At 54.3% G+C, this 13,079-nt stretch carries 17 protein-coding genes; 2 read left to right on the plus strand and 15 right to left on the minus strand.

Annotated features, from left to right (window positions below):
- Positions 1–21: 21 nt before the first annotated feature.
- Together KO088_RS00185 and KO088_RS00190 are read left to right on the plus strand one after the other, a co-directional pair.
- A complete protein-coding gene (locus KO088_RS00185) occupies positions 22–507 on the plus strand; it encodes an acyl-CoA carboxylase biotin carboxyl carrier protein subunit (RefSeq protein ID WP_215492778.1) in 486 nt (161 codons plus the stop codon).
- 4 nt (positions 508–511) lie between these two features.
- The gene (locus KO088_RS00190; protein ID WP_215492779.1) at positions 512–1,666 is read left to right on the plus strand and encodes a sodium ion-translocating decarboxylase subunit beta; all 1,155 of its coding nucleotides are present in this window, start codon (positions 512–514) and stop codon (positions 1,664–1,666) included.
- A 225-nt stretch (positions 1,667–1,891) separates the two neighbouring features.
- Here the strand turns inward: KO088_RS00190 and KO088_RS00195 are convergent, their stop codons facing one another.
- The 15 genes from KO088_RS00195 to KO088_RS00265 form a co-directional block, all read right to left on the minus strand.
- Positions 1,892–2,695, minus strand: a complete 804-nt coding sequence (locus KO088_RS00195; protein WP_215492780.1) for a DNA adenine methylase — start codon at positions 2,693–2,695, stop codon at positions 1,892–1,894.
- Between the two features lie 180 nt (positions 2,696–2,875).
- Entirely contained in the window at positions 2,876–3,178 is a 303-nt protein-coding gene (locus KO088_RS00200; protein ID WP_215492781.1) for a hypothetical protein, read from the minus strand.
- Positions 3,179–3,450: 272 nt separating this feature from the next.
- Positions 3,451–3,873: a hypothetical protein gene (locus KO088_RS00205; RefSeq protein WP_215492782.1), complete on the minus strand. Its 423-nt coding sequence runs from the start codon at positions 3,871–3,873 to the stop codon at positions 3,451–3,453.
- A gap of 4 nt (positions 3,874–3,877) precedes the next feature.
- Positions 3,878–4,327 (minus strand): N-acetylmuramoyl-L-alanine amidase, encoded by a 450-nt coding sequence (locus KO088_RS00210; RefSeq protein WP_215492783.1) that lies wholly within the window; start codon positions 4,325–4,327, stop codon positions 3,878–3,880.
- Complete coding sequence (locus KO088_RS00215; protein WP_215492784.1) at positions 4,308–4,562, minus strand: hypothetical protein; 255 nt, start codon at positions 4,560–4,562, stop codon at positions 4,308–4,310. The genes KO088_RS00210 and KO088_RS00215 overlap by 20 nt, the downstream gene beginning before the upstream one ends.
- A gap of 7 nt (positions 4,563–4,569) precedes the next feature.
- Positions 4,570–4,878, minus strand: a complete 309-nt coding sequence (locus KO088_RS00220; RefSeq protein ID WP_215492785.1) for a hypothetical protein — start codon at positions 4,876–4,878, stop codon at positions 4,570–4,572.
- 1 nt (position 4,879) lies between these two features.
- Entirely contained in the window at positions 4,880–5,248 is a 369-nt protein-coding gene (locus tag KO088_RS00225; RefSeq protein ID WP_215492787.1) for a hypothetical protein, read from the minus strand.
- 140 nt (positions 5,249–5,388) lie between these two features.
- Positions 5,389–6,342: a hypothetical protein gene (locus KO088_RS00230; protein WP_215492789.1), complete on the minus strand. Its 954-nt coding sequence runs from the start codon at positions 6,340–6,342 to the stop codon at positions 5,389–5,391.
- A 6-nt stretch (positions 6,343–6,348) separates the two neighbouring features.
- The gene (locus KO088_RS00235) at positions 6,349–6,864 is read right to left on the minus strand and encodes a DUF6046 domain-containing protein (RefSeq protein WP_215492791.1); all 516 of its coding nucleotides are present in this window, start codon (positions 6,862–6,864) and stop codon (positions 6,349–6,351) included.
- 71 nt (positions 6,865–6,935) lie between these two features.
- Entirely contained in the window at positions 6,936–8,711 is a 1,776-nt protein-coding gene (locus tag KO088_RS00240) for a tape measure protein (protein ID WP_215492792.1), read from the minus strand.
- A 177-nt stretch (positions 8,712–8,888) separates the two neighbouring features.
- A complete protein-coding gene (locus KO088_RS00245) occupies positions 8,889–9,179 on the minus strand; it encodes a hypothetical protein (protein ID WP_215492793.1) in 291 nt (96 codons plus the stop codon).
- Between the two features lie 30 nt (positions 9,180–9,209).
- Positions 9,210–9,623: a hypothetical protein gene (locus KO088_RS00250; RefSeq protein ID WP_215492794.1), complete on the minus strand. Its 414-nt coding sequence runs from the start codon at positions 9,621–9,623 to the stop codon at positions 9,210–9,212.
- 10 nt (positions 9,624–9,633) lie between these two features.
- A complete protein-coding gene (locus KO088_RS00255) occupies positions 9,634–10,836 on the minus strand; it encodes a DUF2586 family protein (protein WP_215492795.1) in 1,203 nt (400 codons plus the stop codon).
- Between the two features lie 11 nt (positions 10,837–10,847).
- Entirely contained in the window at positions 10,848–11,753 is a 906-nt protein-coding gene (locus KO088_RS00260; RefSeq protein ID WP_215492796.1) for a hypothetical protein, read from the minus strand.
- Between the two features lie 42 nt (positions 11,754–11,795).
- The gene (locus KO088_RS00265; protein ID WP_215492798.1) at positions 11,796–12,944 is read right to left on the minus strand and encodes a head maturation protease, ClpP-related; all 1,149 of its coding nucleotides are present in this window, start codon (positions 12,942–12,944) and stop codon (positions 11,796–11,798) included.
- Positions 12,945–13,079 lie beyond the last annotated feature (135 nt).

Genomic DNA, 13,079 nt, shown 5'->3' on the forward strand with positions numbered 1-13,079 from the left:
ACATTCAACTCCCTATCCACAATGAAAGAGTACAAGTATAAGATCAATGGCAACGAGTACAGTGTCGCTATCATCGATCTCGAAGGCGACAAGGCTGCCGTAGAAGTAAATGGTGTCTCCTACCAGGTAGATATCCTCACCGAAGGCTACACCGCACCTGCTCCACGTCCAGCAGCTAAGCCTGCTGTGGCTCCCGCACCTGCTCCTGCCGCAGCACCCGCCGCTCCTGCACCCGCTCCTCAGCCTATCGCCCCCGCTGCTCCTGCTGCCGAACCCGCAGCTCCCGCAGGTAAGGGTACGGCTGTCCAGTCTCCTCTGCCCGGTGTCATCCTCGACATCAAGGTCGCTGTAGGCGATCAGGTAAAGGCTGGTCAGACGGTGGCTATCCTCGAGGCTATGAAGATGGAGAACAACATCAACGCTGAGTGCGATGGTGTCATCACTGCCATCAAGGTCTCTAAGGGGGATAACATCCTCGAAGGCTCTGATATCGTAATCATCGGATAGTCTTATGTCCTCCTTCTGGGGCTTCTTAGCTGAGAATCTGGAGACCTTCTACTCCTTTACGGGGGTAGCTAATGCCACTCCTGGGCACCTGATCATGATCCTGGTCGGTCTGCTCTTCATCTTCTTAGCTATCAGATATGAGTTTGAGCCAATGCTGCTCATCCCTATTGGCTTCGGTATGCTCATCGGGAACATACCTATGCTCAACGGGCTGCAGGTCGGTATCTATGAACAAGGCTCTGTACTGAACATCCTATACCAAGGGGTGCGCCAAGGGTGGTACCCGCCCTTGATCTTCCTCGGGATCGGTGCGATGACAGACTTCACGGCTCTTATCTCTAACCCCAAGCTCATGCTCGTCGGAGCGGCTGCACAGTTCGGTATCTTTGCAGCTTATATGACGGCTCTACAGCTGGGCTTTACGCCAACTGAAGCAGGGGCTATTGGTATCATCGGTGGAGCAGATGGCCCGACGGCTATCTTCCTCTCGAACCGCTTGGCTCCTCATCTCCTCGGTGCTATCGCCGTGTCGGCTTACTCCTACATGGCTCTGGTGCCCGTGATCCAGCCTCCCTTCATGCGTCTTCTGACGACGAAGAAGGAGCGTGTAATGCGCATGAAGCGTCCTCGTCAGGTCTCTCAGACGGAGAAGATCATCTTCCCTATCGCTGGACTTCTCTTGACGACGATGCTCGTACCGCCTGCACTGCCCCTCTTAGGGATGCTCTTCTTTGGTAATCTCCTTCGCGAGAGTGGTGTCACGAAGCGTCTTGCTGACACAGCTAAGGGGCCGCTGATCGATACGATCACGATCCTCCTCGGTGTCACGGTAGGTGCTTCGACCCAGGCCACGGAATTCCTCACGGGTAACTCAGTATTGATCTTCGGACTCGGGGCATTCTCCTTCGTCGTAGCTACGGTGAGCGGGATCCTCTTCGTCAAGTTCTTCAACGTCTTCCTCAAGCCAGAGAACAAGATCAATCCTCTCATCGGGAATGCTGGTGTCTCTGCTGTGCCTGACTCCGCACGTATCTCTCAGACGCTTGGTCTGGAATACGACCCTACGAACTACCTCCTTATGCACGCCATGGGGCCTAACGTCGCCGGGGTTATTGGGTCAGCTGTCGCAGCTGGTATCCTCCTGAGCTTCCTTGGCTAAGGGATCACCGACACACTACACACTGCTATAGGCCTTCGCGCTCCAGATCTCCCTTGGGGGATGTGGGGCGCGAAGCTACTTTATATGTATAATCCGCAAAACGAAGCGTGCGGCACATCGCAAACGAAGCGTACACCCCCACACACCGCTGAGAAGAAACGAAGCGTCACATTTTCGGGGAATATACCAAGGGCGTTCGGCAACCATCCGAACGCCCTTCTTGCATCAGTCAAATAGGGTCGGCTCCTCCTCCTTGACATAGTTGCACACCATCCATTCTTCCTGCTTGCGTCGGGAGGTCTTAGAGGCGGAGATCGTGCGCTCGATACGATGGATGTGCCACCCGTGCACCGTAGCATATCGCTCGATATTATCATCAGGGAACATAGTTAGCATGAACTTACCCTTGACCTCTGTAAGGAGGTCAAGGAGAGCCAGCAGGTGGCTCTCGCCGAACACGCCCTCGTAATGCCCGCAGTCACTCCCCACATAGGGAGGATCGACGAAGTGGAAGGTGTCGGGCGTATCATAGCATCGGATTACCTCGAGGGCATCCCTATTCTCAATCGTGACATTATCCAGACGGCGGGCGAGGTGCTCACCGAACTCCTCCTTGGCGTTGCGGAGCTTTTTGGGCATCCCTCCTCCGAAGTCGTATCCAAAAGTCCCATCGAGCATGCTGGCAAAGCTCATCTTAGAGAGTGCCCAGACGGCCCACGCTCGATCCATACGAGTGAAGAACTGCGGGTACTCCAAGATGTGGGCTGCGTGTGCGTGGATATCCCTCGAGTGCACTGTGACATCAACACGGGCCTTCAGGAGGTCATACTCCGTCTTGAGCATCTCGTAGAAGTTGGTCATCTGCTGGTTGAGGTCGTTGATCACCTCCCCATCAGAAGGGTCTTTAGCGAAGAAGACAGCCGCGCCACCACAGAAGGACTCTGTATAGAGGGTGTGCGAAGGGATTAGAGGCAGGATATGCTTGAGCATCGTCTGCTTACCGCCATAATAGGTAATAGGGGTTCTCATTTAGGATAAATCGTTGTATTTTTGCGGTCTCTCACCCACACTACATAATAGCAATGCGCCGATACGAAAGGAAAGGCATTAAGCCCTCGACCTTTGCGTATCGGCGCATATTTGTAAGTGTGAGGTGAGAGTCCACTTACGAAGGTCGGGGGCTTTCTTATACCCCGACCAGGGAAGAAGTTACTTGTAGTTGAATTGGCTCTTGCCGAAGAGGCGAACAGCCTTGTAGTAGAGGTAGGAGAGGACGATGAACCACGTCTGTGATCCCGCCTTGCGACCCTTGAAATAGTCGATAGACCGCCCTACCATATCCTGAAAGAGGACGAAGTCCGCTTGCTGTCTATCCTGCTCCGTTCCCCCAATGTTATAGCGAACATCGTGCTGAACGCACTCCTTCTGGAAGAACTCGTAGTGCGGAGGCTTAAGCCAGCGAAGAAAGCCTGAGCAGGCTCCGCATCCGTTAACCTTGTTATCTGTGGCCATAGTCTATTAGCTGAACTCCGCGGAGAACGCGGAGGTGAATATGCGTACTGAAAGCGTCGATATTGCGCCCGCGGTAGCAGGCTCCAGGCGATGCGTGAGGGCATATCGCTCCATCGTACGATCGTAGGTCTTTGGCGGAACTGGATACACAGATCCCGCCTTTTGAGGTCCAGTCATCGACACGCCAGCAGATCGAGCCATATCAATGCCCGCCTCCCAGGACCCTTTCGTTGCCACGGCGACATCCCACAGGGTCTGCCCAGGTAGCGTCGTCACATCCATCGTTTACGTATCTTGAGGATGAAGATGATGACAGCGATGATGACAGCGGTGCAGCCGAGTACTCGTAGCGTAGAGTTGATATCGGCGATTGCACTGGTCTTTTTCACCTGCGTCTCCACATACACACTGTCTACCTTTTGTAAATAAATGGTGTCGTGCTGCGTTCGATCGCGGATGCGTGTACGCCACCGCTCCAGGTAGACAGTATCCCCCTTGGAGTGGATGTACACGCTGTCATGCACATAGATGCTATCACGTTGCACGCTGCTTCGTTCGCTCCACTCCACGCGACGCTCACCCTTGACTACGGCAGTCTTTGTCGTTCCGCAAGATGAAAGCGATACGAGGATCAGCGACCAAAAGAGGATGAGCGCGAGGAACAGCAGCAGGCGCTCTTTATCTACTCGTCTCATAGCTCTACAGGTCTGCATACTCAGGAATAGCATCGAAGCAGGGGCACTCTTTAATGCGCTCCCACGGGTCTACGATACCGTTACCATTGGTGTCAGGAGAGAAGTCGCGATGTCCTTGGATCTTAGCCTTGGGGTATCGACTACGAAGCTCGCCGAGGAGCTTGCGGAGTGAGGAGCGCTGGGCATCAGTGCGATTGTCGACACCCTTCCCCGACTTGTCGATGCCACCTACGTAGGCGACATTGATAGTCTCCGAGTTGTATCCCTTGACCCCATTGCTGATAAGCTCCTCGGGCTGCATCGCATGCACGACCCCGTCAGCCGTGATTACATAGTGATAGCCAGGTCGCTGGAAGCCACGCTGCTGGAAGACCTGCTGGAGCTCCTTCACTCCCCACCCTTGGGGGGAAGCCGTGCAGTGCACGGCGATGTAGTTAATCGTTCTCTTGCTCATCGTCTTGTTGATTAGTGCCTTGTTTAGGCGGCTGATACATGTACTTGTTGAGCCGATATTTGTAGTCGACCCCGAAGAGCGCCCCAGCGAAGGTCGACATCTCACCAAATGCAAGGAGCACGGAGTTGTGGATCTCCCCTCGAGGGACGACAAGGAACGCCGTCCAGACGAGTGCTATGCCCGAGAGAGTGAGGAGGACGGCTATCCAAAGTTGGACAGTAAGGCGCTTGCGCATAATAGAGTTAGTAGTGGGCGTCGATGTGGATGCCCGAGGTTGTTATTTTGATGGAGTTGACAGTTTGCCCGTCCATCTCAAGTTGCTCGCGAATGCGAGCTCGCCAGTACAGTGGCTGGTTGTCAAGGAGCATATCTGAGACACCGCACCCGACAGCAGGGGCTTCCTTAAGCTCACCCTGATGTAGGGTGAGTATCAGGGCTTGATTCTGCGGCAGCGTCTCACCGAGAGTAAGCCCCTCGATGATGCGCCCTTCCTCGTCGCGCACAAGGCGGATGCGAGGCTCGTAGTCGGCGGTAAGCGTGATGCCTATCATATCAATGTGTCACTTTAGTGTCTTCATAATCCTCACGCCTTGATGGGGTGAGACGTTTACCTGCCCAGGAGGCAACGGCTGCCTTCAGCGACGCTCCGCCATCATTAGGCACGGGAGTCCAGCTTGAGAGTACCTGCTTGATGTCGTTGATCTCCCTCTCTAGTGTGTTGAGCTTCTTCGTCAGCTCCTGGACCTTGATCAGCCCGCCGAGCTCACCACCGTTGATAATGACCTCCTCGGCTCTATCCATTGAAAGCACAACCAGGTGGTCAAGATCACCTGTGAGCGTCCCCATGATGACAACTGCACCTACGGCGGGGCGCATCAATAGTTGCGCACCATCCACCTCGGTAGATGCCCTTAGGCGCACGTCTGGAACATGCAGTCCATCAATGGAGACTTCACAGGTAAGGTCGGAGACCTGTGTGACTACTCCCTGGTAGAGGGTTGCTGGAGCTCCTCCAGCTATACGTCTGAGGTGCTCGTGTAGCTCGCGATATGGGTCCATTATTAGCTAAGTCTAAAGCCCAGCTCGATTTTCCGCTTTCCGCCAGATGAGCTGAACTCCGTCGTAACGGAGCGAACGAAGTAAGTACCCTCTTTATGTGGGTAGTCAGGGTCGTGTATCTCTGCGGTGTCGCCTGCACGACACTCAGGAACAAGCCAGGTGTCGATGCTTCCGTCGTATCCGTCGAAGGTGCGCCGTTTCAGCTCGGTCTCACCGCGCAGCCGCATACTCACCTCGTCAGAGGTAGGACACTTGACGGTGATCTTGTCTCCTCCAGGAGTACCGACCTCTATCTCGCGCACCTTCCCATCGGGTAAGAGTGCCTTGACAGTTATCTGGTACTTCTTATCCTCCGCCTTGCGGTAGGTGAGGTCAGCGGACTCAACATTATAGGCGAAGTCATATAGACGCTCTTGTCCGATGACCTCTCCTGGAGGGTGTAGATGGAGCGCCCCGTCGCGCAGGTAGATGTCGGCTCCGCACTCCTCCTGCACCTTTTTGAGTACATCATAGGCGGTCGCCGACTTGATAATGAACTTATCGTACACCCAGGAGTAGGTGCATTTGACCTTGAGCGACAGTCCCACCTCTTTAATGATGCGTGATAACAGGCTTGATAGCCCGACCTTCTTCAGCACGGCATCCTTGAGAGGTTTGCGAAAGAGGAAGAGGTCGTCTTCGCAGGTCAGCGTCAAGTCACCGTTATCAGTGGCAATGCGCTGCAGGTAGCCAGTGAACTCCTCAACGAGCCCCGTCTCCTCATATCCTAAGCGAATTGTGACGGCATCTCCACGATGGATTGCATCTTCAACGTCGAGCGCCTTGTTGTACTCGGCGGCAGGGAGTGTGATCTTAGCCGTGTCTGCGAGGAGCTCCACCGAGGAGTGTATCTCCACCTTGTCGAGCATCGAGAGCTGGTAGCCACCTATCTTGATGTCAGAAATCATCGTGTACATAGCTGACTACTTGGTGAGGTCTCGACGAGTGAGCAGGAGCTTATAGGTATCGTCACTCACTGCCTGGAGAGAGAAGTTCTGGTTAGCATCACCTGAGGTGTGCGGGAACTCCCATGACTCGAAAACAATGCGCGTGATACCGAAGAGCTCCAGAAGGGGGCAATAGGCGGATACCTTGGCTGCCTCAAGGTACTTGCGCAGGCGCTGCACATCCTCCTTCGGATATCGTCCATCGGGTCCGATAAGCACTCCCTCAAGTCTGATGCTGTAGTCATCGAGCGTCCAGCGCTCCTTGACGGAACCACGGATCTTCCCCTTTGATACCTGCCTCTTCGTGAGGATATGCTGCCCCGTTATGGTGATCATCGGCTCCTGAGGTAGCAGCCACGGCTCCTCACCCTCAAGTGCCAGAGACACGGGGAAGACCATCGGCAGGCCGAGGGCATTCGTCTGCACCTCCTCAAGCTCCTCCTCAGAGAGAGGTATATCTACCTCGGGGAGATCTCCTTCAGGGAGGTACACCCCTGCTCGATTGAAGATGAAGGGTGGAGGTATTGGCAGCCGCCTAATTATAGTGTCAAGCTCGAATGTTGTCATCGGTCAGTGCTTGTTGCTATGGCCAGCGATCGGTTGACCACTGAGATGATGCTACGCTCCAGCTCGGCGGTATCGGTCTTGTCCATCATGGACACCTGAATGCGCTCGACGAGCTTGCCGATATTCATCGTGATTTGCGTGTTGCGCGTACCACCAGTGGCTATTGCGTCGCCTGTCTTTCCACGGCCACCCTTACCCTTACCTTTGCTCCCCTTCTCGCTTCCCGAGCCAAAGATGACGCTCTCACTACTGCTACTCCCGAGTAGGCCAGGGACGGATATCGACGCAGTCTCTTTTCCGTCATTCCGCTTCTTAGCCTCGTCCTTGGCGATCTCTTCTGCGAGGTGCTTGTCGTAGCCAGATCCAACGCCACTGAGGAGGTCCTTAGACGACTGGTAGGCTTGCGTGGCGCTATTGACGCCGACGAAGCCCTTAGCAGCATCGCCTACGGCATTGGCAGCACCAGAGAAATCTCCTTCAAAGAGTAGCTTGATCGCCTTGCCGACGTTGCCCACAGCATCGAGCAGCTCGTTAATTCGGTTGGTCACGTACTCTTTGATGATAGCTCCGAAGCCCTTAATCGTGTCCCACATCGTGAGGATAAAGGCACGAAAACCTGCGAACTTATTCCAACAGGCAACGACTACTGTGATGAGCACTCCGATTGTGAGGACAATCATCCCTAGTGGGCTCATTGCCTGTACGGCGTTGAGGGCAGCTTGTGCGCCCGCGAGTGCCGTCATAGCACCCTTGGCAATAAGCGATGCGGCGGCAAGCCCATACTGCGCGATCCGCTGTAGCTTGACAGCGATGGTGAGTGAGACGATGATCCCTGTGATGATAAGGATTGTCGTCTTCCAACGCTCGAAGAATCGCACCGTACCGACAACAGCATTGATGACTCCGCCAATGACTGCGAAGACCTTCGGCACATACTTCCCAACGACCTCGAAGAGGTCTAAGAGGTAGGGCTTGACCTGCTCGTAGATACTGACAGCTCCACTCTGTATAGCTCCCATCATGGTGTTCCATGCCCCAGCTCCAGATGAACCCAGTGCATCCATCATTCCATGAAATTGCCCGCCTTCACCAGTCGCATGAGCGATTGCCTGTGCTACATTTTTCGCAGTGATCTGACCCTTACTCATCTTCTCCTGGAGGGATTCGAAGCTCTCACCTGTCATCTTAGAGAGCTCCTTAAGCGGGTTGAAACCAGCACCTACGAACTGCATAAGGTCTTGCCCCATGAGCTTGCCTGCTGCATTCACCTGGCCAAAGACAAGCGACAACGTGGAAAACTTTTGGGCATCCCCCCCCGAGATATCCGCCAGCTGACGCATATACCCCGTTACCTTGTCTGCCTCAATCCCAAAAGAGAGCATCTGTTTTGCTCCTTCTGTGAGTTGCATTCGGTCAAAAGGCGTTCGGTCAGCGAACTCAGCGATTTCCCCGAGCATCTGATTTGCCCGCTCTCCATTGCCGACAAGCGTCTGAAACGCGATACTCGTTTGCTCTGCCTGCATCCCAATCTTTGAGACTGCCGCCAGCCCTCCGCCGATGAGGGCGTAAGGGTTGGTTAGCAGCGCAAAGCCAGGGATGCTACTAAGCTGGCTACCCAAGTTAGAAAAGCTGAAAGCCTTGCTGATGGACGCGCCAACACGCTTAGCCTTACTTTCGATATTGTCGAGAGCGCTAATAACTCCTCGAGCCGTTGACCAGACATTCTCCTGCCTGGCTTGGAGGTTGATGAAGAATTTTAGCTGCTTATCCATTGCTTTGGGCTTCGAGCTTTCGGAGCTCGTTGAGATAGTTGATTGTGGCCGCCCATTGATGATCGGGCAGCGTATCGGGGTCTAGGTGTAAGTAGTAGCGGATGTAGGTGTCAAAGAAGAGGAAGCTCTCCCAGGAAACCTGTTGCTCTTCGGAGGAGGAGATAACCTCCGCCTCCCTCAGAGCTTTTTTACTGAGGCCTCCTTCTGCTTGAGGACTTCATCCAGCTTGCCAATAGCAGGCAGGAAGTAGTCGTCATCCTCAAGGATCTCCTTGTCGCCATCCAGCCAGAGTTGCTTAAAGAGCGTTTCCGACAGCTGGATAGGATCCTTAATTCCTGATACGAAGCTGAACTCCTGGCGGGTAGGCTTGCGGATAGCGCAGCTCTTATCCTCTACGACGATGAGGAAGATGGCATCTTTGCCATGCTGCTTCTTCCACGATTCGATTTGTTCGGGTTTGAATTCCATTTTTATACAGATTAAAAAGCGTTCGAAGGACTATGCACTCTGCTTGCGCAGGAAGGTGAAGGGGAGGGCATATTCAGTGAACTTATCCCCCTGCTTCCACTTGTCTTCCTCCTTGCTAAAGGTGCAGCCGACAAGCGTGTCGGTGTGGATGACATCGCCCTGAGAGGGGTCGCCATAGCACACCACGATGGTTGTCGAAGCTCCTAGGATGCTTCCACCACAAGCCTTCTGCAGGAGGTGGAATTCACTCCCCGTAAGGGTGATTGTACCAGAGTACTTGATGTTACCACGCTGGACAGCCATTGGCTGGCTCCCAGCCCCGTAGATGGGCTCCTGCTCCTGCTCGGCGGTGTACTCAATGCCACGGAGACCAGTGACACGACGACCGCCGAGGAGCAGGGTAATGGTCATCCACTCGTACTCGCGTCCGTTGTAGATGTTCATTGGAGTAGGATTACTTAGATGTTACAGCTGCGAAGCCAAGCTCTACGTCGATGTAGCGAGCATAGCCGAATGGGCGTACCGAGAGCTTTGCTCGCACCTCCGACGTCGCAAGGACATTGGTAGGCAGGATCTCAAAGCGACAAGCGCTACCCGTAGAATCATCGGCAGAGAGTTCCCCCTTGGCAGTCATAGCTCGGTCGATAGCCGACGTAATTTCCTGCTCCCAGCTACGCACGGTTGCAGGGTGCAGCGTGCCGTCAGCTTCAAGCTCAAGCTCGTCAAGAAGGAAGGAGAGGAGGCTATCGTAGGCGATGCGGTAGGCCTTGTCGATCGTTCGGCGTGCAGTTACATGAGCATAGTCGTCAGACTCGCTCGTCGCCAGACGATCGTCGCAGAAGTAGAAGCCTGCGCGGCCGACATACTGACGAGGGCAGATATACCCCTTAGTGTAGAGGTCGGCGACAGCACCTGTCTGCTGCTCGATGGGCTGACCGCTCAGATAGATTGCATCGGCGGCGATCTTGCCATCTCGCACGCGACCTACGTTGCGCTGCACTGCACTTGCCGCAATGCGACCAGCCAGGAGACCAACAGCAGCACCCTTGCCATCAGGCTGGGTGTCACCGACGAAGACCCCTACTCTGTTGCAAGCGAGCTCGCCAAGGTCCTTGAGCCCCTGACGCTTGAAGCCACGACCCTCAAGGATGACGAAGAGTGGTGCATAGAGCGCTTCGGTTGCATACACTGCGGTCTCTTGCGCTTTGGGAATAGCGGAGAGGACATCAGCAACGATCCCCTCTGCGGCCTCAGGTTCATCCTGCGCATCCAGGGCGATGGCCACTGCGCGCAGTCGGCCCTTACACAGGGTGATGAGCTTACGGAGCTCACCAGCATCTTCTTCGGTGTCCCCCTTCGTACAGAGCTCGGTCATCGTCTTCGTCTTCTCGACGCCATAGATGATGACCTCCGTACCTTCACCAGCCTCAGCATAGAACTCACGCACGTGCTTATAGAGGACAGCATTGTTCTTCCCTGTGACCTTAAGGCCCTTCAGGTCTCCAACCGATCGAATGGAATAGGTCTTGCCGAGCTCGTAAGTTGAGCCAACGGCCGTAGAGGCGACCATGAGAGCGAGGAGCCCATCGGGAGAGTCGCCCACCTTGCCGAGGTTGCCCTCGGCAAAGGTGATTTTAACTCGTGGTAACTGTGCCATGATCGTTGCTGTTAGACGTTACCCTCCGCAATCAGGAAGAGCCCCTTCTTGTCGTAGCGTCGGTGGCTACCGCCAAGGCGCATCAGGAAGGAGTAGATGTCTCCGTAGTACTGCGGATCCTTTTCACTGGCGAACATCTCGATCTTGCCCATGGCACGAGACACACAACTCTTCTGCCATGCAAAGCCTGCTGCAACCTCGGTTGCATCGCCTCCATCGGGAGTTGTAATAAGCTCTCCATTGGCCTTCATTCGTAGCACCGTACTGCGAGAGAAGATGTCAATGTTGTAGAGGCGACCTACCGTCCCCTTTGATACATCGGCCGAAGCCAGGAAGGCCATTCGGTTCGCTTCCGTAAGGCTATCAAGAAGGTCGGCATACATATCTGAGTCAATGATCAGATAGCGGCCTGTGGCTGGGAGATCTTGCTTGTCCATGCGGATAGCAATCTGGTGGACGACTTTATCGGTCATCTTCAGACGACGACCTGTACCCTGTGTGGTGTGAGCATCGCGCTGTGCGCCATCAGTCAGGATGGTGTGTGCCGAATCAGCCCCCTTCGCCCAGCGCTGCAGGATGAGCTCAGAGGCGACACGACGCATCTCCTCCTTGTCATTGAGGATGATTGAGGAGCGCTTGTTATAGGACAGCTCGACAGTGTCAGCGTGAGAGATGTGCACGGGATCACTAGTGAGTTCATCCAGCTCATAGGTGAGATCCTGGTCCGTTCGCTCTGTAGGCTGAGCGGGCTTGGTGGTGCGGTTTACCTGCACCTTGCTGGGTCTGCCTGCATTGGGCACATGGACAATTTTGTTGTCCACGTACTGGGAGTCATCCTCCGACTTCTGCACAAAGGAGTTGTCTGGGAAGAAGTTCTCTTGCAGGGTTTCGATCCAGACTTCGGTCTGTAAAGGCATAATTGTTTGTTTTGGTTAATAGGTTGGTTTATCGTCGGAAGGTCAGCCCTTATACTCCGTGCCGAAGCGCTCACGGAAGAGCGCCTTGAAGCCTTCAAAGTCGACCTCCTTATACTCACTGAGAAGCTCGGCCTTATCCAGCTCATCCCAAGTCTTGTTTGCGAACTTGCTGGAAGGTGCTCCCCCTTCCCCCGTCTCGATATATCGGCGTGCGAAAGAGGGGTTCTTCTTAGGCGTCGCTTGTGCAGATGGAGGGATCGAATTAATGAGCTGACGGGTAGCGTCTGGATTAGACTGCATGAGGGCAGTGTAGTGCGGCAGGAGCTCCTGGGTGATTTTCCCAGCCTCAACCGCTGCGTGGAGGAAAGTTTCCGTCTCCTGCGCTTGGAGCTGAGAGAGCTGCGCGCGAAGCGTTTGGTTCTCCTCAGCAAGCGCCTGCTTCTGCTGATAGAGGTCCTGTACGCCTCTCGTGACATCAGCCTCAGTGGCGGTGTTGGAGAACGCTGGACAACTCTTACGGATGTCATCGATTAGTGCCATGTTATCTATCATTTGTGCCTGTTTGTTCAGGCGGTTATCAAAGTACTTACGTATTTCCTCTGCGGAGGAAGAGTTGGTAGGACTATCGTCGTCATGGTCCATCGAGTAGACCCCATCGATAAGCCCCATTGAAAGACACTCTTGAGACGTAAGCCAGTGGTCTTGCCCATCATTGAAGTACTTTGCCTCAATATCCTCAGGAGACTGCTGTAGGCGACCTGCGATCATTCGTGCTAAATCCCCTTGCAGTTGTTCCATCTGCTCTGCCATCTGACGCAGATCGTGGCTGTTCCCATATGTGCCACCACTCACATTGTGGAGCATGAGCTTGGCGTATGGCGACATGTAGAGCGGTTTACCGCACAATGCTATGATAGCGGCCATACTTGCAGCAACCCCATCGATATAGATGGTGATATCTGCTTTGCTATCATGCAGCGCCTGGTAGATCGCCAGACCAGTGTACACGTCGCCACCGATACTATTGATGCGCACATCAATCTTGCTATACGTGCGGGAGAGCTCGAGAAGCTCGGCAACGACACGTGCATCGGTGATATCCGAGTACATGCCAATCTCACCATAGAGAAGGATAGCCACCTCGCCAGAGGAGGAGGGCAGGACATTGAAAATGGAGGTTCTACGTGCCATGAGTGCTGTTCTTTTGGGAGCAAATTTATGGGCACATACCATCTTTTCGCAAATCGCATTTTACACACATAACACTCTGATTATATGACATAAACAGAAGGTTAGATGATGAAAATTCGATTTGCGAAAAGCCCC

The sequence above is a fragment of the Porphyromonas bobii genome (assembly GCF_943169685.1).
In the GTDB taxonomy this organism is placed as follows: domain Bacteria; phylum Bacteroidota; class Bacteroidia; order Bacteroidales; family Porphyromonadaceae; genus Porphyromonas; species Porphyromonas pasteri.